The sequence below is a fragment of the Tianweitania sediminis genome (assembly GCF_017813335.1).
In the GTDB taxonomy this organism is placed as follows: domain Bacteria; phylum Pseudomonadota; class Alphaproteobacteria; order Rhizobiales; family Rhizobiaceae; genus Tianweitania; species Tianweitania sediminis.
The window spans coordinates 16646-38641 of sequence record NZ_JAGIYY010000013.1; the positions used below are offsets into that span (position 1 = coordinate 16646).

The 21996-nt window shown below is 61.8% G+C and carries 19 protein-coding genes; 10 read left to right on the forward strand and 9 right to left on the reverse strand.

All coding sequences use genetic code 11. From position 1 onward, the window contains the following. Positions 1–205: 205 nt before the first annotated feature. Entirely contained in the window at positions 206–1132 is a 927-nt protein-coding gene (gene aztC, locus J5Y06_RS21930; protein ID WP_209337343.1) for a zinc ABC transporter substrate-binding protein AztC, read from the reverse strand. Between the two features lie 335 nt (positions 1133–1467). On the opposite strand from aztC, the gene J5Y06_RS21935 reads away from it, so the two are divergent. The 8 genes from J5Y06_RS21935 (at position 1468) to J5Y06_RS21970 (ending at position 10651) form a co-directional block, all read left to right on the forward strand. Beyond that, complete coding sequence (locus J5Y06_RS21935; protein ID WP_209337418.1) at positions 1468–2127, forward strand: Crp/Fnr family transcriptional regulator; 660 nt, start codon at positions 1468–1470, stop codon at positions 2125–2127. Positions 2128–2348: 221 nt separating this feature from the next. After that, positions 2349–4262 carry an AMP-binding protein gene (locus J5Y06_RS21940; protein WP_209337419.1) on the forward strand — a complete coding sequence of 638 codons (1914 nt, stop codon included), beginning with the start codon at positions 2349–2351 and terminating at the stop codon, positions 4260–4262. After that, complete coding sequence (locus J5Y06_RS21945; protein ID WP_209337344.1) at positions 4259–5080, forward strand: ABC transporter ATP-binding protein; 822 nt, start codon at positions 4259–4261, stop codon at positions 5078–5080. The genes J5Y06_RS21940 and J5Y06_RS21945 overlap by 4 nt, the downstream gene beginning before the upstream one ends. Before the next feature lie 21 nt (positions 5081–5101). Then, complete coding sequence (locus J5Y06_RS21950; RefSeq protein WP_209337345.1) at positions 5102–6061, forward strand: branched-chain amino acid ABC transporter permease; 960 nt, start codon at positions 5102–5104, stop codon at positions 6059–6061. Positions 6062–6064: 3 nt separating this feature from the next. Next, entirely contained in the window at positions 6065–7141 is a 1077-nt protein-coding gene (locus tag J5Y06_RS21955) for a branched-chain amino acid ABC transporter permease (RefSeq protein ID WP_209337346.1), read from the forward strand. 66 nt (positions 7142–7207) lie between these two features. Continuing rightward, complete coding sequence (locus J5Y06_RS21960) at positions 7208–8521, forward strand: ABC transporter substrate-binding protein (RefSeq protein WP_209337347.1); 1314 nt, start codon at positions 7208–7210, stop codon at positions 8519–8521. 68 nt (positions 8522–8589) lie between these two features. Continuing rightward, on the forward strand, positions 8590–9426 hold the full coding sequence (locus tag J5Y06_RS21965; protein ID WP_209337348.1) for an ABC transporter ATP-binding protein: 837 nt from the start codon (positions 8590–8592) through the stop codon (positions 9424–9426). A 25-nt stretch (positions 9427–9451) separates the two neighbouring features. Beyond that, positions 9452–10651, forward strand: coding sequence for a phenylacetate--CoA ligase family protein (locus tag J5Y06_RS21970; protein ID WP_209337349.1), 1200 nt, complete (start codon positions 9452–9454; stop codon positions 10649–10651). A gap of 12 nt (positions 10652–10663) precedes the next feature. Here J5Y06_RS21970 and J5Y06_RS21975 read toward each other — a convergent pair whose 3' ends face one another. The 5 genes from J5Y06_RS21975 to J5Y06_RS21995 are packed head-to-tail and all read right to left on the reverse strand — an operon-like array spanning position 10664 to position 15015. Further along, the gene (locus J5Y06_RS21975; RefSeq protein ID WP_209337350.1) at positions 10664–11596 is read right to left on the reverse strand and encodes a hypothetical protein; all 933 of its coding nucleotides are present in this window, start codon (positions 11594–11596) and stop codon (positions 10664–10666) included. Between the two features lie 3 nt (positions 11597–11599). Next, entirely contained in the window at positions 11600–12142 is a 543-nt protein-coding gene (locus J5Y06_RS21980; RefSeq protein ID WP_209337351.1) for a winged helix DNA-binding protein, read from the reverse strand. Then, positions 12112–13416, reverse strand: a complete 1305-nt coding sequence (locus tag J5Y06_RS21985; RefSeq protein ID WP_209337352.1) for a TRAP transporter large permease — start codon at positions 13414–13416, stop codon at positions 12112–12114. The genes J5Y06_RS21980 and J5Y06_RS21985 overlap by 31 nt, the downstream gene beginning before the upstream one ends. A 1-nt stretch (position 13417) precedes the next feature. Beyond that, positions 13418–13978 carry a TRAP transporter small permease gene (locus J5Y06_RS21990; RefSeq protein WP_209337353.1) on the reverse strand — a complete coding sequence of 187 codons (561 nt, stop codon included), beginning with the start codon at positions 13976–13978 and terminating at the stop codon, positions 13418–13420. 56 nt (positions 13979–14034) lie between these two features. Beyond that, the gene (locus tag J5Y06_RS21995; RefSeq protein ID WP_209337354.1) at positions 14035–15015 is read right to left on the reverse strand and encodes a TRAP transporter substrate-binding protein; all 981 of its coding nucleotides are present in this window, start codon (positions 15013–15015) and stop codon (positions 14035–14037) included. A gap of 168 nt (positions 15016–15183) precedes the next feature. On the opposite strand from J5Y06_RS21995, the gene J5Y06_RS22000 reads away from it, so the two are divergent. Next, complete coding sequence (locus J5Y06_RS22000; RefSeq protein WP_209337355.1) at positions 15184–18831, forward strand: hydantoinase B/oxoprolinase family protein; 3648 nt, start codon at positions 15184–15186, stop codon at positions 18829–18831. A gap of 15 nt (positions 18832–18846) precedes the next feature. Here J5Y06_RS22000 and J5Y06_RS22005 read toward each other — a convergent pair whose 3' ends face one another. Further along, positions 18847–19314, reverse strand: a complete 468-nt coding sequence (locus J5Y06_RS22005; RefSeq protein ID WP_209337356.1) for a hypothetical protein — start codon at positions 19312–19314, stop codon at positions 18847–18849. A gap of 3 nt (positions 19315–19317) precedes the next feature. Next, the gene (locus tag J5Y06_RS22010; RefSeq protein ID WP_209337422.1) at positions 19318–19494 is read right to left on the reverse strand and encodes a hypothetical protein; all 177 of its coding nucleotides are present in this window, start codon (positions 19492–19494) and stop codon (positions 19318–19320) included. A gap of 165 nt (positions 19495–19659) precedes the next feature. Here J5Y06_RS22010 and J5Y06_RS22015 point away from each other — a divergent pair, with 165 nt between their 5' ends. Further along, on the forward strand, positions 19660–20157 hold the full coding sequence (locus J5Y06_RS22015; protein ID WP_209337357.1) for a DUF4142 domain-containing protein: 498 nt from the start codon (positions 19660–19662) through the stop codon (positions 20155–20157). 82 nt (positions 20158–20239) lie between these two features. Here the strand turns inward: J5Y06_RS22015 and J5Y06_RS22020 are convergent, their stop codons facing one another. Then, on the reverse strand, positions 20240–21967 hold the full coding sequence (locus J5Y06_RS22020) for an ABC transporter permease (protein ID WP_209337358.1): 1728 nt from the start codon (positions 21965–21967) through the stop codon (positions 20240–20242). Positions 21968–21996: the final 29 nt, after the last annotated feature.

Sequence of the window (21996 nt, forward strand, 5' to 3'; positions counted from 1 at the left end):
GATCAGCATGATCGCCGACGAAAACGCGGTAAAGCGTGACGTTCTCGCTGGCATGGTCATTGTCTTGTGCCAGCGCATAGCCTGACATCAAAAGCACGATCCCCGTCGTGCAGGCGAGCTTCCGCAACATAGTCTCTCTCCTTGTTGTGGTGGTTGTTCAGAAAAGCTTGGCGCGGTGCCGCGAAGCAGGCTTGGGGCGCAGCAATCAATTCGTCGTGAGCGCGGCCAGTATGGTGCGGGTGTTCTCGCGCATCATCTCGATGTAGGTGGCAGCAGGTCCGCCATTGGACGACAGCGCATCGGAGTAAAGCGTGCCACCCAGGCTCAAACCCGCTTCGGACGCGATCTGCTCCACCAGCCGTGAGTCAGCGATGTTTTCGGCAAAGACGGCAGTTGCGCGCTTCTGACGGATCTCGCGGATCAGCGAAGCGACGTCGGCCGCCGACGCTTCGGAACTGGTGGACACGCCCTGCGGCGCAAGAAAGGTCACGCCATAATCCCGCTCGAAGTAGCGGAAGGCATTGTGGCCAACCACGGCAACCCGCCGGGCTTGGGGAAGCTCGCCAATCGCCAGCCTGATCTCCTTGTCGAGGCTGATGAGTTGCTCCTGGTACGCAGCCGCGTTGCCTTGGTACTCAGCACATCCGGCTTGATCCGCCGTGCAGAAGGCGTCCGCAATGTTGCGCACATAGACCAGCGCATTCTTTACCGATTGCCAGGCATGCGGATCATTGGGCATGGCGTGGAACACGGCTTCGCCGCCAATGAAGTGGTAATGCCCGCCGTTCGGATCGTTGAGAATGTCGGCGCCATCCGTCAGCACGGTCACCGGTGCCGTCGTCCCGCTCGCCTCCACCAGCCGTTCCATAAAGCCTTCCAGCGAAAGCCCGTTGACCAGCACGACATCGGCGCGCGCAAGAGCCATCGCATCTGCTGGCCGAGGTTCATAAACGTGCGCGTCGCTGTCCCGCCCAACCAGCGTCCTGAGTTCGATCCGGTCGCCGCCGACGACCTTGGCGAAATCGCCGATGATGGAGAAGGTCGCAACTACGCCGAGTTTCTCCTCAGCCTCTGCGCCAGCGCAGACGCTGGCAGCGGCCATGAAGCAGAGGGCGGCAAGACAGTGTTTCATGGCAAGGCTCCGTGGCAGTTGGGGACGCGCCTGCCCCTGACGAGGGGCTTGTCCCCGGCGCGCTCCGTCGGTCAGCTGCGTATGTTATGTTATCACATTCGTCAATATGAATGTTATACCTTTACATCGCTGATAGGGTCCGGTCCGCTTGCGTCGCATTCAGGTATATGGGACCTTGCCGCCCTCGCCTGCCGGTTCTTTGTCGGCTGAGCCGGGGCGGGACCTTGCCAGAGCGCCTTGCTTCACCGAGAAAGAGTTCGCCTTGCCGCGCAACCGTCGTGCCAGCGCCGCGCCCCAGCGAGGGAGGATCTCGAGTGGCAACAGACAAGAAGGAGATGGTGCGATCGCTGATCTGGGCGAAGGAACTCGGGGAGCCTGAACTGGAGATTGCCGCCAAGGGCTTGTCGGAGCGCTTCTACCCGAAGAACAGTTATATCTGCCATCGCGGGGATCGCCTGGACAGTTGGACAGGCGTCGTCACCGGGCTCGTCAAGATGAGCGCGGTCTCGCTTTCGGGAAAGGCGACGACCTTTGTGGGCGTTGGCGCCGGAGGGTGGCTGGGCGAAGGGTCCATGCTCAAGAACGAGGAGCGCAAATACGACCTCGTCGCCCTGCGTGACACCCGGCTTCTCATGATGAACAAGGCGACCTTCATGGCGCTGTGTGAAAACAGCGTCGGCTTCAACCGCTTCCTTGTACGCCAACTGAACGAAAGACTCGGTCAGTTCGTCGCCATCACCGAACATGATCGTTCGTTCGACGCCAAGGCCCGCGTTGCGCGCAATCTTTCGTGGCTTTGCAATCCGGTCTTGAGCCCGCAGGTGGGCGGCGTGCTGGAGATCACCCAGGAAGAAGTCGGGCTGCTGGCCGGCATATCGCGGCAGGTCGCGAACCGCTGCCTAAAGGAACTCGCCGATGAGGGCCTAATCGACCTGCAGCCCGGCGCGATACGCCCGCTCGACCTGGAGGCCCTGTCGAACTACGGCTCTGGATGAGAAATGCGCGCACACGCGCTGCGGATTGAAAAGACAACAAGCCGGTTTGTCTGTCAAGGCGCCGGTTGATCCAAGACAGCATTTGGGGAATTCTCCAAACCCAAGAAGAGGACAAACTCTTCGGGAGGAACGGACGCAACGTCGTTCGAGGAGGATTGGAATTGGCGCAAGCTCAACCCTTGCCCGATACGTTTCCGAAATATCTTCTGCGCAATGCGGAGATGTTCGGATCGCGTGCGGCCATGCGGCACAAGGACCGCGGCATCTGGCAAAGCTGGACCTGGAGCCAGCAGCGCGATCAGATCCGCGATTTCGCGATCGGATTGACCCGGCTCGGTTTGCAGAAGGGCGACCGTGTCGCCATTGTCGGCGCCAACCGGCCGCGGCTTTACTGGGCTGTTTGCGCTGTGCAGTCGGTCGGCGGCGTTCCGGTGCCCGTTTATGCCGATGCCGTGGCCGAAGAGCTTTCCTATGTTCTGACCCATGCCGGCGTGCGGTTTGCGGTGGTGCAGGATCAGGAGCAAGTCGACAAGCTGCAAAGCTTCATCGAACAGCTGACCGTCCTGACTGCCATCATCTATGATGAGCCCCGGGGCTTGCGGGATTATGACAAGCACATGCTGCACGATTATGCGGACGTGCAGGAGATGGGTCGCAGCGCCCAGCACGCCGACAAGCAACTCGCCACCCGTTGGGAACAGGACATACGCGCCGGTTCCGGCGAAGACATCTCCATCATGCTCTACACGTCCGGCACCACCGGTCGCTCCAAGGGCGTGATGCTGAAGGCGAAGAACGCGGTGAAGGCGGCGCAGGATACGGTCGCATTCGACAAGCTTTCAGAGAAAGACAGCGTGCTCGCCTATCTGCCGCTTGCCTGGGTGGGTGATCACTACCTGAATTATGCGCAGGGCTATGTCGCTGGCTTCTGCGTCGCCTGCCCAGAAAGTGGGCAAACCATCACGCAGGATCTTCGCGAACTGGCGCCCACATTTTACTTTGCGCCGCCACGCGTTTTTGAAGGGCTGCTGACGTCCATCACCATCCGCATGGAAGATGCGGGGCGCTTCAAGCAGCGCATCTACAAGCACTATATCGAGGTCGCGCGGAAACACGGCGAAGCGATCCTCGAGGGTCGTCCTGTGCCGGCTTCGGCACGGGTCTCGTATGCGCTGGGTGAGATCCTGGTTTATGGTCCGCTCAAGAACGTGCTTGGCCTTTCCAACATCCGCGTGGCCTACACCGCGGGCGAAGCGATCGGCTCGGATCTGTTTTCCTTTTTCCGCTCGCTCGGCGTGAACCTGAAGCAGCTTTACGGCCAGACCGAAGCCTTCCTTTATGTAACCTGCCAGAAGGACGGTGAGGTTCGCTCCGACACCGTTGGACCGCCTGCGCCCAACGTCGACATCCGCATTTCCGAGGATGGCGAAGTGCAGTTCCGCTCACCGGGAATGTTCTCGGGCTATTATCTGGAAGAAGAAAAAACCGCCGAAACGCTGACGGAAGACGGCTACGTCAAGACAGGTGATGCGGGTTTCTTCGACACGGACGGCCAGCTCAAGATCATCGACCGCGCAAAGGACGTCGGCAAGCTGTCGAGCGGGGCGCTGTTTGCGCCCAAATACCTCGAAAACATGCTGAAATTCTTCCCCAACATCAAGGAAGCGGTGGCGTTCGGAAACGGTCGCGACTTTGCGTCGGCTTTCATCAACATCGACCTGCAGGCAGTTGGTAACTGGGCCGAGCGCAACAACATCGCCTACGCGTCCTACCAGGAACTCGCCGGGCATCCCCTGGTCTACAAGATGATTGCCGCCAATGTGGAAGACACCAACCGGCGGCTGGCCGCCGAGCCGATGATGGCGGCCGCCCAGATCAAGCGCTTCCTGATCCTCCACAAGGAACTCGATGCCGATGACGGCGAGTTGACCCGCACGCAAAAGGTGCGCCGCGCCTTTGTCGCCGAACGCTACGCCCCCCTGATCAACGCTCTCTATGAAGGCGTCAGCGAGAAGTATGTCGAGACGGAGGTGACCTACGAAGACGGTCGCAAGGGGCGGATCGCTGCTACCGTGAAGATCGTCGATGCGCCTGTGTTCAAAGCGGCCGAGCCTGTGAAGGAGGCAGCGGAATGAACGCGCGCCCCGATCATTCCGTGCTGGCCGACCAGGAGGGCTCCGCCAGGGATGACCTCCTGATGGACGTCCGCAACGTTTCGCTATCCTTCGGCGGCGTGAAGGCGATCACCGACATTTCCTTTGATGTCCGGCAGGGCGAGATCCGCGCGATCATCGGACCCAACGGCGCCGGCAAGACCTCGATGCTCAACGTCATCAACGGCTTCTACACGCCGCAGGTCGGCACGATCACCTTCCGCGGGGTGGAGCGTCGTTCGATGAAGCCGCACGACGCGGTGCGCCAGGGCATTGCGCGGACCTTCCAGAACGTCGCCTTGTTCAAGGGCATGTCGACCTTGGACAACATCATGGCCGGGCGCTCCGTGCTGATGAAGCGCAATATCGTCTGGCAGATGCTGTGGCGCGGCCCCGCCTTGCGCGAAGAAATCGAACATCGCGAAAAGGTTGAGGAGATCATCGACTTTCTGGAAATTGAGCACATCCGCCGCACGCCTGTGGGCAAGCTGCCTTATGGTCTCCAGAAGCGGGTCGAACTTGGCCGCGCCTTGGCGATGGAACCCTCGCTTCTTCTTCTGGATGAGCCAATGGCTGGCATGAACCTTGAAGAAAAAGAGGACATGAGCCGCTTCATCCTCGACGTGAACCAGCAGCGCGGCACCACCATCGCCTTGATCGAGCATGACATGGGCGTGGTGATGGACTTATCCGACCGCGTGGTCGTGCTCGATTACGGCAAGAAGATCGCTGACGGACCGCCTGACGAGGTCAAGAACAGCCAAGCGGTGATCGACGCCTATCTCGGCGTGCCGCACTGATCCGGTTGGGGAGGACCGAACATGAGTTACTTGCATTCGATCTTCGTGGCGCCTTTCGCCGACATGGCCGACGCGCCGGATTTCTTTCTCCAGGTGGTCTGGGAAGGGCTGGTGTCCGGCGTTCTATACGCACTGATCGCGCTCGGTTTCGTGCTGATCTACAAGTCGTCGCGCATCTTCAACTTCGCGCAGGGCATCATGGTGGTGTTTGCCGCCCTGACCCTGGTCGGGCTGCATGAAAACGGCGTGCCCGCCCTGCTCGCGGTACCTTTGACGCTGCTTGTGATGTTTGTGCTCGCCGTCGGGATCGAGCGCGCCGTTCTGCGCCCGTTGGTCAATCAGCCCGACATCATCCTGTTCATGGCAACCATCGGCATCACCCTGTTCCTGATCGGACTGGGCGAAACCATCTTCGGCGGCGCCAACAAGGTGATGATCACCGAACAGCTGGGAATCCCCACCGGCTCCTGGGTGGTTGAACCTTTCGGGGGCTTCGTGTCGGTCGAGCAGAAGGACGTGACCGCCGTAGTTGGCGCCGTGCTTCTGGTGATTGCACTGCTGGTTTTCCTCAACAAGTCGAAGATGGGCCGCGCCATTCGCGCGCTGGGCGACGATCACCAGGCCGCTTTGTCGGTCGGCATTTCCCTCTCCACGATCTGGGTGCTCGTCTGGTTCATCTCGGGCATCATCGCGCTGGCCACCGGCATCGTTTGGGGCGCGCGGGCCGGCGTGTCGTTTGCGCTGGAGGTCATCGCGCTGAAGGCTTTGCCGGTTCTCATGCTGGGCGGTCTTGAAAGCGTCACCGGTGCCATCGTCGGCGGCCTGGCCATCGGCATCCTCGAAAAGGTCTTCGAGATCTATTGGGGGCAGCCGCTGCTTGGCGGCAACACCGAAGCCTGGTTCGCCTACATGCTGGCGCTCCTGGTGCTTCTTGTGCGGCCGCAGGGCCTTTTCGGCGAAAAGATCATCGAGCGGGTTTGATCCATGTTTTACCGCATTGCCGGCCAATACAAGACGAGCTACGGGGCGGACTACGCGCTCTTCCCGATCAAGCAGGACGCGTGGCTGCTCGCCCTGATCCTTGTGTTTGCATTCGTGGTTTTTCCGCTGACGGCAAGCGACTTCATGTTTCGTGCGCTGCTGATCCCCGTGCTGATCTATGCATTGGCAGCGCTGGGTTTGAACATCCTCACAGGCTATGCGGGCCAGCTGTCGCTGGGCACCGGAGCGTTCATGGGCGTCGGCGCTTATGCTTGCTACAAGCTGATCACGATCTTTCCCGAGATGAACATCATCGGCGCGATCGTTCTGTCCGGCTTCTTTTCAGCGGCAGCCGGCGTCGCGTTCGGCCTCCCCTCTCTCAGGATCAAGGGTTTCTATCTCGCGATCGCGACACTTGCCGCGCAATTCTTCCTGCTGTGGCTGTTCCAGAAATGGGCCTGGCTCTACAACTACAACGCGTCCGGCGCGATCCAGGTGCCCAACACACAGCTGTTCGGCGTCACGATCACGGGCGCTCAGGCGCCGGTTCTCGCGCAGTACTTCTTCGTTCTGATCACCGTCTGCATCTTGACCGCCTTCGCGATCAACATCACGCGCGGCCGCATCGGGCGCACCTGGAAGGCCGTGCGCGACATGGACATCGCCGCGGAGCTCGTTGGCATCAACCTCATGAAGGCCAAGCTGTCGGCCTTCTTTGTGTCGAGCTACATCGTCGGCATCGCCGGAGCCTTGTTTGTGTTCTTGTGGCGCGGTGCCGCCGAAGCGGACCTATTCGACATCCAGCTTTCGTTTCGCGTCCTGTTTATCGCCATCATCGGCGGCCTGGGCTCGATCCTCGGCAATTATCTTGGCGCATTGCTGATCGTGGCGCTGCCGGTGATCATCGGCACCGTACCTGCCGCGGTCGGCCTGCCGATCTCGTCCGCCATGGTCGAGCATCTCAACACAATGATCATTGGCGCGCTGATCATCGGCTTTCTCATCCTGGAGCCCCATGGGCTCGCAAGGTTGTGGGCCCTGATGCGCGAAAAGCTGATTATCTGGCCATTCCCGCACTGAGGAGGATGCAGTGCGGGCAACTTGAAGTCTGAGAACGCCCGGCAAGGGCAAGAAGTGGAGGAAAACATGAAAATGACGTTCAAGACGGCACTGCTGTCGACGATCCTTGCTGCAGGGCTCGCCATGCCAGCCTTTGCACAGGAAGTCCTGAAGCTGCCCAACATGTCCTATCGCACCGGCCCGTTTGCAGCGACGGGAACGCCGCACATGAACGGTCAGCGAGACTACATGACCATGCTGAACGAGCGCGACGGCGGCATCGGCGGCGTCCGCGTCGCCTTTGATGAATGCGAAACCGGCTACAACACCGAAAAAGGTGTTGAGTGCTATGAAAAGTCGAAGGCCGAAGGCGCTTTGGTGACGCAGCCCTGGTCCACCGGCATCACCCTGCAGGTTCTGCCGCGCACCAATGTTGACGCGATTCCGATGTACGCGCCGGGCTATGGCTTCTCGGCCATGCAGGACGGCAAGACGTTCAAATGGGCGTTCAACCCGCCGACATCTTATTGGGACGGCGCCTCGATGATCATGAACGCCATCTCCGATGGAGATCTCGCGAACCTCAAGGGCAAGAAGGTGGCCTTCCTTCATCTCGACCACCCCTACGGCAAGGAGCCGCTGCCGCTTCTAGAAAAGCTTGCGGCCGACCACGGCTTCGAACTGCTGCCGATCCCCGTCGGCTTGAGCGAGATGCAGAATCAATCGGCGCAGTGGCTGCAGATCCGCCGCGAACGCCCGGACTTCGTGGTGATGTGGGGCTGGGGCGCGATGAACGCCGGTGCGATCACCGAAGCGGTCAAGACGCGCTACCCGATGGACCAGTTCGTCAGCGTCTGGTGGGGCGCCCATGAGCCCGACCTCAAGCTGGTCGGCGAAGAGGGCAAGGGCTACCGCGCGCTCAGCTGGAACTTCGCTGATCCCAACGCGAAGCTCATGCAGGACGTGAAGAAGCACGTGGTGGATGCGGGCAAGTCGCAGCTCAACCAAGGCGCGGGCGAGTTCGAAAGCACGCCCTATCAGCGTGGCATCCTGATGTCGGTGATCCTCGCAGAAGCCGTAAAGGCGGCTCAGGAGCATGCTGGCACAAAGATGATCAACCGCGAACAGCTGCGTTGGGGCCTCGAAAACGTCAAGCTCGACGAAGCCACCCTCGAAGAGCTGGGTGCAACCGGCATGATGGCGCCGTTCTCCATGAGCTGCAGCAATCACACCGGCCATGCGGGCGCCTGGATGGTGGAATGGGACGGCACCAAGTTCAACAAGGTGTCCGATCTGCTCAGCGCCGACCGCGCGGTGATCGACCCGCTGGTCGAGAAGGCAGCGGCGGACTACGCGGCGGCCAATCAGCCCTGGCAGATGAACGAAGAGTGCACGCAGTAAGCGCGTGAGCCGGCGGCGGCGCGGGCGATCCGTGCCGCCGCCGCATCTTCCAACTGTTTGGTGAAGCCATGATCCCGAACCCCGCCCCTGCAACACAGACCGTGGAACCGATCCTTTCGGTCAACAACATCGAGGTGATCTATGATCACGTGATCCTCGTTCTGAAGGGTGTTTCCTTGACCGTGCCGCGCGGCGGTATCACGGCCATTCTCGGTGCCAATGGGGCCGGCAAGACCACGACATTGAAGGCCATCTCCAACCTGCTTCATGCCGAGCGCGGCGAAGTGACCAAGGGCTCCATCGTTTTCGATGGGGAGGAAGTGCAGGCGCTTTCCTCCAATCTCCTGGTGCGGCGAGGCTGCATCCAGGTCATGGAAGGTCGGCACTGCTTCGGCCACCTTTCGGTGGAAGACAACCTGATGACGGGCGCGTTCACCCGGAAAGATGGCGCGGCGGCCATCAAGGCTGACCTTGACCTCGTTTATGACTATTTCCCGCGCTTGAAAGTGCGCCGCACCAGCCAGGCCGGATACACATCCGGCGGCGAACAGCAGATGACGGCAATCGGCCGGGCGCTGATGTCACGGCCCAAGATGATCCTGCTCGACGAGCCCTCCATGGGTCTGGCCCCGCAGCTGGTGGAAGAAATCTTTGAGATCGTGAAGAAGCTCAATGACGAGCAGGGGGTGTCCTTCCTGCTGGCCGAACAGAACACCAATGTCGCGCTGCGCTACGCCAAATACGGCTACATCCTGGAGTCCGGCCGCGTGGTGCTCGATGGCGAAGCCGCGGCGCTGCGCGAAAACGACGACGTGAAGGAATTCTACCTCGGCGTTGGCGGGGAAGGCCGCAAATCGTTTCGCGACGTGAAGCACTACAAGCGCCGAAAACGCTGGCTGTCGTGAACCCGCGCTTCAAAGGACTGCTTGCATGACTGATCAACTCAACGGCGGAACCGACGCAGCCGACGACCACGCGCTGTTCGACGCCTTGCGGAAGCAGGTCGCACGCGCAATCGGAGGTCAGCCGTTCTGGGCTGAACGACTGGCCGGAATCAACCCGGAGATGCTCCAGAACCGTGATGCGCTGGGTAGCGTGCCGGTGCTGCGCAAGTCCGACCTTGCAGCCCTGCAGGCGCAAACACCGCCTTTTGGCGGCCTGACCGCAACGCCCGCTGGTGACCTGGCGCGGCTCTTCATGTCGCCCGGACCGATCTTTGATCCAGAAGGGCATGGCAGGGATTGGTGGGGTGGCGCGCTCGCTTTGGCTGCCGCGGGTGTGGAGAAGGGCGACATCGCGCTCAACACCTTTTCCTACCACCTGACGCCTGCCGGCGCGATGTTTGAAACCGCGGCGCATGCGCTCGGCTGCGCAGTGATTCCCGCAGGGCCCGGCAACACGGCCGACCAGTTGGTTGCCATCGGCCAGTTTCGGCCAACCGTCTATGTCGGCACGCCGGACTTCCTGAAGATCCTGCTCGACAAGGCTGCGGAAGCTGAAATCGATACGAACTCATTCCGCTGTGCCATTGTGTCCGGGGCGGCCCTGCCACCGTCCCTGCGTGCGGATCTGCAAGGCCGTGGCCTCAAGGTTGTGCAGTGCTATGGCACCGCCGATCTCGGCATCGTCGCCTACGAGGACGGTGGTGAAGGCATGGCGGTCAACGACGGCGTGATCCTGGAAATCGTCCGGCCCGGCACGGGCGAGCCGCTGCCGGATGGCGACGTCGGCGAGATCGTCGTGACGCGGCTCAACCGCGACTATCCATTGATCCGCTTCGCCACCGGCGACATGTCACGCACCCTGCCAGCCGGTGCCGACAAGCGCCGGCGCATCGCCGGCTGGATGGGACGCGCTGACCAGGCAACCAAGGTCAAGGGCATGTTCGTGAGGCCCGAACAGATCGCCGTTCTTCGCAAGCGCCTTGGTGTGGATGGCGCCCTGCGCCTCGTGGTGACCCGACACGCGGAACAGGACAGCATGGTCCTGAAGATAGAGCATCATGACGCCCAGCTTGCTGGAGAGGCCAGCGACAAGCTGATGGAAATCACCAAGTTGAAGGGACAAGTGGAAATCGTTCCGCCGGGTTCGCTACCGAAGGACGGCAAGGTTATTTCCGACGAACGCTGAGGCCCTGCCCTGCTATCGTGCCTGCTTCGCCTTCAAGCGGTACCATCCCGCCAACAAGAACGGGGTCAGGTACATCGGGATCTGGAAACAGCCGATAAACAAAAGAAGATCGTCCGCGGTGGACGGCGGCAAGACGCTGAGAAACAGGGCCAGGTTTCGATTTCCGGCGACAATGCCCACCGCGGGGGCGGCATCCGGATCCCGCCTGGCCATCATCGTGCTCGCAGCAAGCTGAAGCGGCACGTTCAAAGCGAAGGCGGCCATGAGCGCTGCCCCAAGCGCAAGGGGGTTGTCCAGCAGCGCAGGTCCGATTGCGGACATCAGCCCGATCACCACCAGCCCCATCAAGAGCGCGGCGAGAGCGTCCATGGTGACGAAGGCTGGCTCGCTTCGCTGAACGATTTTGAAGTGGCGAAGCGCAAGGGCAGCGCCACCAACCACGGCGATCAGCGCCAGAAGCTGGAGCGCCGCACGGCCCACTGCCAGCGGGCTGCCAAACGCTGGCATGACGAAGAACACGGGGAGCACCGTCAACGGCAACAAAGCGGTGCCTATCACCAGCTGGCGCAGTGCCGGTGCCGGATTGCCGCCAACCATCAACGCGAGGTTCGGGCTGCCGGTGATCGGCGCTGCGGCCAGGGCTAAGACTGCGCCTGTTGCCAGGGGGTGGGCCAGCACACCGGCCGCGGCAAACAAGGCCGCCGCCGCAAGCGGCAGCACGAGTTGCAGAACAAGGGTGAGGCCGATCGCGCGGTGCAAGCCTTTCAACCCGGCTGCGAGACCTTCCGGTCCCAAGCGCAACACGGCCAGAAAAAGCAGGCCCAGGATCATGGGCGCGATCAGGGGCCGCAGAACCGCCGCCAATCCCGGCAGCAGAATCCCCGCGATCAGCCCGGCAACAAGCAGCAGCCGCCCGTTGCGCGCAAGGAAGGCAAGAACCGACACGCCCTACAAGGGCGCCGCCGCGCGGGCAGCCTGGTCATAAACCCCGGACACGGCACGCAGCATCGCCGCAAGCTGCGACATCTCCGCTGGATGATGCCCGAGTTGCCGAACCGCCTGCACCACCAGCGCTTCGCGAACCTCGCCGTAGCGTTGGCACAGTCGGGCCCCCTTTTGCGTGATGGCGACCGTTTTTTCCTTGCCGGTGCGGCCCGACGTCACGAGGCCCTGCTCCACAAGCTTCTTGATCGCGTAATTGGCTAGATGCGTGTCGCCGATGTTGAGCATGAGGCAGATGTCGGCAAGGGTTTTCGGCCGGTCCCGGTGGTTCACGAGATGCACGATCAGCACCTCGAGCGGCGACATGGCAGGCCCGCCTGCGGCCGTCATGCAGCGCACGATCCAGCGCTGAAATGCGTTGTTGGCCATGGTCAGCGCGAACTCGACTTCGGACAACGCCGGCAGACTGGACTTGGCCAAATGAGCCGAGGAAACAATCGGCCCCACCGAGGCCACGGTCAGTTGCTCATCATCGTGCTTGGAAGCCATAGGGCAATACCCGGAAAAACCGTGAGAATAGCGGTGGCAAGCACCAGCAGGAGAAAGAACGGCAGGGCGTAATACGCGATCTGGAAGATGTTGCGTCCAGTGATCGACTGGATCACGAACAGGTTAAAGCCCACCGGCGGCGTGATCTGGCTCATTTCCACGACAAGCACAAGGAAGATGCCGAACCAGATGGGGTCGATGCCTGCTGCGAGCACCATCGGCAGGATCACCGAAGTCGTCAGCACCACGATGGAAATGCCGTCGAGGAAGCAGCCGATGACGATAAAGAACACCATCAGCACCGCGAGCAACGCATATTGGGAAAAGCCCTGTTCGCCGATCCAGGATGCCAGCGTCCGCGGGATGCCGGTGAACCCCATCGCCACCGTCAGGAACGAGGCCCCGGCCAGGATAAAGGCGATCATGCAGCTTGTGATGGCCGCGCCCCGCAACGACGTCACGAAGCCCTCCCGGTCCAGACCGCCGCTAAAGCCCGCGATGGCCATGGCACCGGCAACGCCGATCACGGCCGCCTCCGTGGGAGACGCAAAGCCGGCATAGATGGAGCCGATCACTGCCACGATCAAAAGCAGCGTCGGGAGGAGGAGCTTCAGCGCCTCGAAGCGCTCTTTCCAGGTCGGCGCCGGTTCGGGTTCGGGCATGCGCCCCTTGTTGAGCAGCGCCCAGATCATGATGTAGCCGCTGAACAGAACGGCCAGCAGAATGCCCGGACCGATCCCGGCCAGAAACAAGCGCGCGATGCTCTGTTCGGTTGCCGCGCCATAAACGATCATGATGATCGAGGGCGGGATCAAAAAGCCGAACGTGCCGGAGCCGGCAAGGGTGCCGATCGCGATCCGCGGGTCATAGCCGCGACGCTGGAGTTCCGGCAGCGACATCTGTCCGACCGTTGCGGTTGTTGCCGCAGACGAACCGGACACGCAGGCAAACAGGCCGCAACCGAAAACATTCACATGCAGGAGACGCCCGGGCAATCGGCGGGTGAAGGGAGCAAGTCCTTCAAACATGTCGGACGACAGGCGCGAGCGGAACAGGATTTCGCCCATCCAGATGAACATGGGCAGTGCGGTCAGGTCCCAGCTGTTCATGGAGCCCCAGACCCGGCGGGCAAACACGGATGCAACAGGGGCGGAGGTGGCAACCTCCATGGCAACAAGCCCGACGGCCAGCAGCGCGAAGCCAACCCAAAGCCCGGCCAAGAGCAGCCCGAAAAGAACAACAACGAGAACAAGGGAAAGAACGCCGATCTCCATGTCAGTGCCCTCCCGTACCCGCTTCGCGCGTGCGCTCCACATGCCGGAACGCCGGCTCCCCGCTGCGCAGCAGCGCAACAAGTTCGTCTAAAAGGGCCACGGCAAAGATCACGACCCCGAGCGACATGATCGCCTGCGGCACCCAAAGAGGAATGGCGATGATCCCGTAAGACACCGAGCCGCGCTGAAAAGAAGCGATCGCCTGAACCCCAAGCGCCCAGGCGGCGAAGGCGGCCAGGCTTAGCGCCACAAGAAGCACAAGGCCCGTGGCGACCTTGTCTCCGACCGGACCAAGAAAGCGCAGAAGCAGCGTCACCCGCACATGCCCGGCGGCGCGCAGAGCAGCAGGAAGCGCCAGAAACGCGGAGGCCACGAACAAAAAGGCTCCGATCTCCGCAAGCGACGGAATGATGAAGCCGTAGCGGGGCCAGCCAAGCATCACCAGAAGGCTGTCAACAACGCGCGCCAGAACCTGGATGAAGACAAAAATGGCGATGAGGATCATCGACAGGCAAGCGCCCAGAAGGGCGACGCCATAAAGAGCATCGAGTGCCTTGCGCATGGAGAATGGATCCCGAAGCAGAAACGGGCGGGTTTGGCACCCGCCCGTTGTTTGCTTTACTGGTTGCGGTAGGCTTGGACCACGGACTTGCCGGTTTCTCCGGCCGACGCTTCCCATTCCTGCGTCATCGTTTCGCCGATTTCCGCCAGCTTCGCCGACAGCGCCTCCGAAGGCTCGGAGATCGTCATCCCGCCTTCCTTGAGCTCGGCGATCTTGGCGGACGTTTCATCGCGCGACATCTGCCAGCCGCGTTCTTCTGCAGCGGCAGCAGCTTCCTGGATCGCTGTGCGTTCTTCGTCGCTCAACGCTTCGAAGGCTTCTGTGTTGACCACAACAATGTTCTTCGGGAGCCAGGCCTGAGTGTCGATGTAGTGCGACGTGAAATCCCAGGCCTTTGCATTGGCACCGGTGGATGGCGAGGTGATCATGGCTTCCACGCGACCGGTGGAGAACGCGGTCGGAACGTCGGTTTCCTCGACCTGGGTCGGCGTTGCGCCGAGCAGCTGGGCAAGCCGTTCCGTCGCAACGTTGTAGGCACGGAAGTTCAGGCCCTGCATCTGGGCGGGATCGGTGACCTCCTTGCGCAGGTAAAGGCTCTGCCCCGGCCACGGAACCGCATAAAGCACCGTCAGGCCCTGTTCGGCGAGCTTCGCCGAAACGGCTTCACGCGACGCCTTCCAGAGCTTTTCTGCTTCTTCATAGGAGGAAGCCAGGAACGGAATGGAGTCGAGCGCGAAGATCGGATCTTCGTTGGCGAGGCGCGACAGGAGGAATTCCCCGATCGGCACCAGGCCGTCGCGCACGGCATCGCGGATTTCGGCATGACCGAACAGCGAATTGGCGGAATGCACGGTGATCGTCAGGTTGCCGTTTGTTGCTTCGCTCACATCCTGGGCGAACTGCTTGATGTTCTGCGTATGGAAGATGCCGTCGCCATAAGGTGTCGGCATGTCCCAGTTGGTTTGAGCGAAAGCCGATGTGGTGACGATCGTGGCCAGGGCAGCGCCCATAACAGCGGCGCGGTGGAAGATCTTCATGGTGAAATCCCTCTTTCCAGTTTCGAACCTTGTTGTTCAGTCCGTGGCGTGTTGACGCCGTTCCCTGAGCGTCAAACTGAACCTTGACGTCTCGTTTGCATTTCGTCAACAATTTGTCAGCGTCTGAAACAGACAACACGGCGCAAAGGCGCAATCGGGAGAGCGGATATGGCGGGAACTCAGCAGTCGTCGGCGGCTTTATGGGATTTCTGGATCGACCGCGGCGGCACGTTCACCGATGTGATCGGCCGTGCGCCGGACGGGTCGCTGCATCCGCTGAAGCTGCTGTCCGAAAATGCCGAAGCCTATGAGGACGCGGCGATCGAAGGCATTCGCCGGCTGGTCGGCGCTCAGTCCAGTGCCGACTTGCCCAATGCGTCGATCGGCACCGTGCGCATGGGAACGACCGTCGCCACAAATGCGCTGCTCGAGCGCAAGGGCGAAAGGACTCTGCTTCTGATCACACGCGGCTTCCGCGACCAGCTGCGCATCGCTTATCAGGCGCGGCCAGACATCTTTGCCAAGGAGATCGTCCTTCCCGAACAGCTTTATGAGCGTGTCGAGGAAGTGAACGAGCGCCTGATGGCGGACGGCTCTGTGGAGCGCGCGATCGAGTTGGACAGCCTGCGCCCCGCGCTTGAACAAGCGAAGGCTGACGGCATCGGTGCGGTGGCGATCGTGCTGATGCATTCCTGGCAGAACCCGGCGCATGAAGCAGCACTCGCCGAGCTCGTACGCGCAGTCGGCTTCGAGCAGGTGTCGGTGAGCCATGAGGTTTCGCCGCTAATCAAGCTGGTTGGACGTGGCGACACGGCCGTGGTGGACGCCTACCTTTCGCCGATCCTCGGCCGCTATGTTTCGCGCGTGGCGCGCATTCTCGGCGCAACGCCTGCGGGCGAGCCGGGGCCGACCCTCCAGTTCATGATGTCGTCAGGCGGCCTCACCGCCGCTGACCGTTTCCGCGGCAAGGACGCGATCCTGTCCGGCCCGGCGGGCGGCGTGGTCGGCATGGTGCGCACGGCCGAGCAGGCTGGCTTCGAGCGCGTGATCGGCTTTGATATGGGGGGCACCTCCACCGACGTCGCCCACTCGGCCGGCGAATACGAACGCGCCTTCGATACGGAAGTGGCAGGCGTGCGCATCCGCGCGCCGATGATGCGCATTCACACGGTGGCGGCAGGTGGTGGCTCGATCCTTCATGCCGAGCCTGGCCGCTTCCGCGTGGGTCCGGATTCGGCCGGCGCCCACCCAGGGCCTGCCTGCTATCGTCGCGGCGGTCCGCTGACTGTGACCGATGCGAATGTCATGCTCGGCAAGCTCAATCCCGAGTTCTTCCCGGCAATCTTCGGCCCGAACCAGGACCAGCCGCTGGACCGCGAAAAGGTTGCGGCGAAGTTCGCTGAAATTGCGGAAACGGTCGGCGAAGGCCGTTCGGCCGAACAGGTGGCGGAAGGCTTCCTGAAGATTGCCGTGGAAAACATGGCGAACGCCATCAAGAAGATCTCTGTCCAGCGCGGTTATGACGTCACGCGCTATCTGCTGAACTCCTTTGGCGGCGCAGGCGGACAACATGCCTGCCTCGTGGCCGACGCGCTCGGGATGGAGCACATCCTGATGCACCCGATGTCCGGGCTGCTTTCAGCCTATGGCATGGGTCTCGCCACAGTTACCGCCAGCCGTCAGCAGGGTCTGATGCAGCCGCTGGCGGAAGAAAGCCGGGCGGCGATGACGTCGCTCCAGGACGAGTTGACCGCATCCGTGCTGCGCGAACTCGCCGAACAAGGGCTGCCGCGAGAGGCGCTCGACACCCGCACGAAGCTGCACCTGCGTTATGCAGGCACGGACACCACGCTCGACGTCACCTTCGACGGCGATATGGCGGCGGTGCGTGAGACCTTCGAAGCCATGCACAAAGCGCAGTTCGGCTTCACCACGCCGGACAAGCCGGTCACAATCGAAGCTGTTGAAGTGGAAGGCTGGCAGCGCAACACGGATGCGATGGCGGAGCAGGCTGGCGAAGCGGCAAGTCGGGACGCCTCCACCGATCGGACCGTCGATATCTACTCAGGCGGCGAATGGCGCAAGGCGGGTGTTTACCGCCGCGAAGGGATGCAGGCGGGCGACACCGTGCGTGGCCCTGCCCTGATCATCGAACCCAACCAGACGATCGTGGTGGAACCGGGCTGGACAGCCAAGCTGACATCAGCCGACAACATCGTCCTGAACCGTCACGAGAAGATGGCGCGCACGCAGGCGATCGGCACCAAACAGGCCGATCCCATCCTGCTGGAAGTGTTCAACAACCTGTTCATGAACATCGCCGAACAGATGGGGGTGGCGCTGCAAAACACGGCCCACTCCGTCAACATCAAGGAGCGGCTCGACTTCTCCTGCGCCGTGTTCGACCAGACTGGGGCACTGGTTGCCAACGCGCCGCACATGCCGGTTCATCTCGGCTCCATGGATCGCTCTGTGGAAACGATCATCCGCCTCAACGAAGGAGCGATCCGCCCGGGCGACGTTTTCGCGCTCAACGCGCCTTATAATGGCGGCACGCACCTGCCGGACATCACGGTGGTGAGCCCTGTTTTCGACGACACCGGCAAGGAGATCCTGTTCTGGGTGGCGTCGCGCGGCCACCATGCCGATGTCGGCGGAACGGCACCGGGCTCCATGACCCCGCTCGCCACCACCGTGGACGAGGAAGGCGTGCTGATCGACAATTTCCGCCTCGTTGCGGAGGGCCAGTTCCGGGAAAAGGAACTGCACGCGCTCCTGACGGATCACCTCTACCCCGCCCGCAATCCCTATCAGAACATCGCGGACCTGAAGGCGCAGATTGCCGCCAACGAGCGCGGCGCGGCCGAGCTTCGCCGCATGGTGGACGAGTTCGGGCTTGAAGTCGTTCAGGCCTATATGAGCCATGTGCAGGACAATGCGGCGGAAGAAGTCGCGCGCCTCGTCGGTCGCCTGGAGGATGCGGAATACAGCTACCCAACCGACACCGGCCAAGTGATCAAGGTCAAGATCAGCGTGGATCGCGAAGCACGCACGGCGACGGTCGATTTCACCGGCACCTCGGATGCAATCGAAAACAACTTCAACGCGCCCGAACCGGTGGCCCGTGCCGCCGTGCTCTACTGCTTCCGCGTGATGGTAGAAGCGCCGATCCCGATGAATGCCGGCTGCCTGAGGCCGATCCACATCATCATTCCCGAAGGCTCGATGCTGAAGCCGGCTTATCCGCGCGCGGTGGTAGCGGGCAATGTGGAAACGTCGCAGCACGTGACCAACGCGATCTTCGGAGCACTGGGCGCTATCGCAAACAGCCAGGGGACGATGAACAATCTGACCTTCGGCAACAATGAATACCAGTATTACGAAACGATCTGCTCGGGCTCCCCGGCAGGCACGATGAACAACGGGCGCGGCTTTGCCGGCACTTCGGGCGTGCATGTTCACATGACGAATTCACGCCTCACGGATCCGGAAATCTTGGAAATGCGTTTTCCTGTGGTGGTGGAGAATTTTGGCTTGCGCCAGAGTTCGGGTGGCAAGGGCAAGTTCGCAGCCGGCGATGGCACGACCCGTACGCTGCGCTTCTTGACCGACATGGATTGCGCCATCCTGTCTTCGCATCGCAGCGTCCCTCCACGGGGTCTCGCCGGCGGGGGCGATGGGGAACTCGGCCGCACCGAGGTGCGTCGCCTCGATGGCCGGACCGAAATCCTCAAGGGCTGTGATCAGACGACGCTCCAAGCCGGTGAAGCCGTAACGGTGATTACGCCGACCGCCGGTGGCTACGGCGAAGCCTGACGCCAGACCGCAAGGTCAGCAGCGCGGCGAAGCCTTCATGCCGCGCACCATGCCCGTGACGATGGGGTCGTAGCGCTTCTTTTCCGATCTGCTGTAGTCGATCAGGAAAAAGGCCACTCCGTCGCCACAGGAGCGAATGGCTCGCACATAGCGGATCTGGTTGCCCTGAACGGCTGAATAGCTTGCCCAATCGCGGGTGGTCCTTTCGTAGGTGATATCCCACCCACCGCGTTCGTCCTGCTTCTGGCGGTTGCGGACGAGGGATGCGAAGCCCTGCCCGTCCAGCCTTTCTCCCCACACCGCCAGGATGCCGCCTCCGGCGTTCTGGAAAATACGGGAATTGCCGGCTTCGGGTCGCATGGCAAGTTCGTAGCCAGGAGGAACGGGCACGGAATAGCCAAAGGCGCGGTCACGAAGCACGTGCCATTCCTGTGCCATTGCCGGCGCAGTCATTAAGAGTGCGAGAAGAAGCGCCCGCACCATGATTCAGCTCTCGGCCTTCATTGTCTTGGCGAGCTTCATCAGCGTTTCGCGATCGGAACCGTGCTGCGCCACTAGTTCCTTGGCCTGTGATGGCGAAAGGTCGGTATTCTCGACAAGGTGCTTCACGGCAGCCTCGCGGTCGCTGTCCGGGTGAGTCCACGCATTCGGAGTTTCGGCCATGGGGATCTCCTTTGAAGGAGAACCGATTGCTGCCGTCTGTGTTCCAGGCGCGCTCCAAGAATGCTGCAACCGCATCCGGCTTTTCGGGTCATGGAAGGGAACATCGCGCCGCAGCGGCTGTTTGTGTAGCAGCCTGACAGCGGGCACCAAGAAGGAGACTCTCCCATGAATTTCGTCAAAACCGCCACTGCGGCTGCAGTGATTTTCGCCATGGCGCCTTTCGCCTACGCACAGTCGCCAATGACGCCGCAGGAATTCGCCACGATGGCGGCAAGCTCGGACATGCTGGAAATCCAGTCGAGCGAACTTGCGCTGCAAAAGGCGCAGAACGCAGAAGTCAAAGAATTCGCCCAAATGATGATCAATGATCACACCAAAGCGTCTCAGGAACTGAAGGCCGCTGCGTCTCAGGACGGCGTGACCGTGCCTGCCGAAATGCTGCCGAAGCATGCCGAGCAGGTTCAGGCGCTCAACGGTGCAAGTGCTGCCGAGTTCGACGAAGCCTACATGGACGCCCAAGTGGCAGCGCATGAGGAAGCCCTGAACCTGATGCAGACCTATGCGCAGAACGGTGAAGGCGCCACGAAGGCGCATGCCGCAAAAACCGCGCCGGTGATCGAAATGCACCTTGAACATGCAAAAAAGCTTGACGGCAGCCTGTAACTAGCTGCTTCCGGCTTGCGAACAACGGCTCGGTGCCCCGCATCGGGCCGTTGTTGTGCTGAAAGGGACGTCTCGAGTCTTATTATCTGGAAGGTTGGCTATCGAGCTCGCTGGACGGCGTTGCCGCCAAAGACGCCTCTCGCGACCGTGTGCGTCCAACCTTCGACAACACGATCACCGGCAGAATGCCGATCGCCACGATAAGCAGGGCCGCTACCGAGGCTTCTTCATAGGTCCCGCGCGCGGCTTCGCCATAAAGATGTGTTGCCAGCGTTTCGAAGTTCAACGGCCGCAGAAGCAGCGTTGCCGGCAGTTCCTTCATGCAATCCACGAAAACAAGCAGTCCGGCCGATACGAGGGCCGGTCTGGTCAACGGAAGATGCACGGTGCGGAACACGCCCGCTTGTGTTTGTCCCAGCATGCGCGCGGCTTGATCAAGCGAGGCGGGAATGCGCGCCATGCCGGCTTCCATGCCGCCCGTGGCGATCCCCATGAAGCGTGCCGTATAGGCCAGGATCAGTGCCGTCCCCGAGCCCAGAAGCACGAGCCCGACCGACGATCCGAAAAGGTCGGCGCTGACGCGTGCCACGGATCTGTCGAACAAGCCGATCGGCACGAGCAGCCCAAGCGCCAGCACAGTGCCCGGCACCGCATAGCCGAGCGTGGAGGCGCGGGCGGCGACGCTTGTCACCCGACCTGGCTGGGAACGTTGCGAACAGGCCAGAAAGCATCCGCAGCCCAGGATAAAGGCCGTCGCCAAAGCAGAGATGGAGACCGTGTTCACGATCTCCGACCAAATCCTCGGAGAAATTCCCGCGAACTGATAGCGTCCGAAGGCCTCGACCAACAGGTATGCCGCCGGCGCGACGAAGCCGAGCAGAACGGGAACGAGGCAAAACAGGCAGGCGGCGAAGCCTGGCAGGCCGCGAAGCGGGGTCGGCACCAGGGCGCGGGGGCGCTGGGCGCCGGCAGCATAGCGCTGGTTGCGGCGCGAATAGCGCTCAAGAAGGATCAGGAGCACCACGATCACCAGCATGGCGAGGGCGATTTGGGCGGCGGCCGGCAGATCATTACGCGTAACCCAGGTCGTATAAATGGACACGGTGAGCGTTTTGACGCCCAGGAACTCCGAGGCGCCGATGTCATTCAGCGTTTCCATCAGCGCCAAGCTCAACCCGATCGCGATCGCGGGACGCGCCAAGGGAAGGGCCACACGAAAGAACACGGCACGTTGGTCCGTGCCGAGGGTGCGCGACACCTCAACCACATTGGCAGCCTGGGTGAGAAACATGGCGCGCGTGGTGAGGTATACGTAGGGATAAAGAACCAGCCCAAGCAGGAGGATGCAGGCCCAGATTGAGCGGATGTCGGGCAAGCGGAATTCGCGTGGGCTTTGATAGCCGAGCACGTCGCGGATCAGGCCCTGCACCGCACCCACAGGATGCAGGATGTCGAGATACGCGTAGGCAACGATGTAGGTTGGCACAGCAAGGGGCAGAAGCAGTGCCCAATCAAGGATGCTGCGCCCGGGAAAATCGTAGGCGCTGACCAGCCAGGCAGTGGTTGTTCCGATCACGGCCACAACCAAGCCGACACCCACCAGAAGGATCAGGGTCTGGTGAAGCGCGCTCGGCAGCACATGCGTGAACATATGCGGCCACAACCCCTCGCTGCCCTGTGAGGCGATCGTCACGAGTGCAGCGATCGGCAGGCAGGCGAAAGCGCCCACAACCGCCGCGCCTAAACGCCAACGCGTTCCGACGGGGCGGCGAAAGCGCCAATTTTCGCTGAGGGTGGCTACTTCGGTCATCGAAGCGTTCAGCGGCGCCCGGGGCAACG

Excerpts from the sequence above, each read along its gene's own strand:
- aztC (WP_209337343.1), bottom strand. The coding sequence starts at position 1,132 with ATGAAACACTGTCTTGCCGCCCTCTGCTTCATGGCCGCTGCCAGCGTC.
- J5Y06_RS21935 (WP_209337418.1), top strand. The coding sequence starts at position 1,468 with ATGGTGCGATCGCTGATCTGGGCGAAGGAACTCGGGGAGCCTGAACTG.
- J5Y06_RS21940 (WP_209337419.1), top strand. The coding sequence starts at position 2,349 with ATGTTCGGATCGCGTGCGGCCATGCGGCACAAGGACCGCGGCATCTGG.
- J5Y06_RS21945 (WP_209337344.1), top strand. The coding sequence starts at position 4,259 with ATGAACGCGCGCCCCGATCATTCCGTGCTGGCCGACCAGGAGGGCTCC.
- J5Y06_RS21950 (WP_209337345.1), top strand. The coding sequence starts at position 5,102 with ATGAGTTACTTGCATTCGATCTTCGTGGCGCCTTTCGCCGACATGGCC.
- J5Y06_RS21955 (WP_209337346.1), top strand. The coding sequence starts at position 6,065 with ATGTTTTACCGCATTGCCGGCCAATACAAGACGAGCTACGGGGCGGAC.
- J5Y06_RS21960 (WP_209337347.1), top strand. The coding sequence starts at position 7,208 with ATGAAAATGACGTTCAAGACGGCACTGCTGTCGACGATCCTTGCTGCA.
- J5Y06_RS21965 (WP_209337348.1), top strand. The coding sequence starts at position 8,590 with ATGATCCCGAACCCCGCCCCTGCAACACAGACCGTGGAACCGATCCTT.
- J5Y06_RS21970 (WP_209337349.1), top strand. The coding sequence starts at position 9,452 with ATGACTGATCAACTCAACGGCGGAACCGACGCAGCCGACGACCACGCG.
- J5Y06_RS21980 (WP_209337351.1), bottom strand. The coding sequence starts at position 12,142 with ATGGCTTCCAAGCACGATGATGAGCAACTGACCGTGGCCTCGGTGGGG.
- J5Y06_RS21985 (WP_209337352.1), bottom strand. The coding sequence starts at position 13,416 with ATGGAGATCGGCGTTCTTTCCCTTGTTCTCGTTGTTGTTCTTTTCGGG.
- J5Y06_RS21990 (WP_209337353.1), bottom strand. The coding sequence starts at position 13,978 with ATGCGCAAGGCACTCGATGCTCTTTATGGCGTCGCCCTTCTGGGCGCT.
- J5Y06_RS21995 (WP_209337354.1), bottom strand. The coding sequence starts at position 15,015 with ATGAAGATCTTCCACCGCGCCGCTGTTATGGGCGCTGCCCTGGCCACG.
- J5Y06_RS22000 (WP_209337355.1), top strand. The coding sequence starts at position 15,184 with ATGGCGGGAACTCAGCAGTCGTCGGCGGCTTTATGGGATTTCTGGATC.
- J5Y06_RS22005 (WP_209337356.1), bottom strand. The coding sequence starts at position 19,314 with ATGGTGCGGGCGCTTCTTCTCGCACTCTTAATGACTGCGCCGGCAATG.
- J5Y06_RS22010 (WP_209337422.1), bottom strand. The coding sequence starts at position 19,494 with ATGGCCGAAACTCCGAATGCGTGGACTCACCCGGACAGCGACCGCGAG.
- J5Y06_RS22015 (WP_209337357.1), top strand. The coding sequence starts at position 19,660 with ATGAATTTCGTCAAAACCGCCACTGCGGCTGCAGTGATTTTCGCCATG.
- J5Y06_RS22020 (WP_209337358.1), bottom strand. The coding sequence starts at position 21,967 with ATGACCGAAGTAGCCACCCTCAGCGAAAATTGGCGCTTTCGCCGCCCC.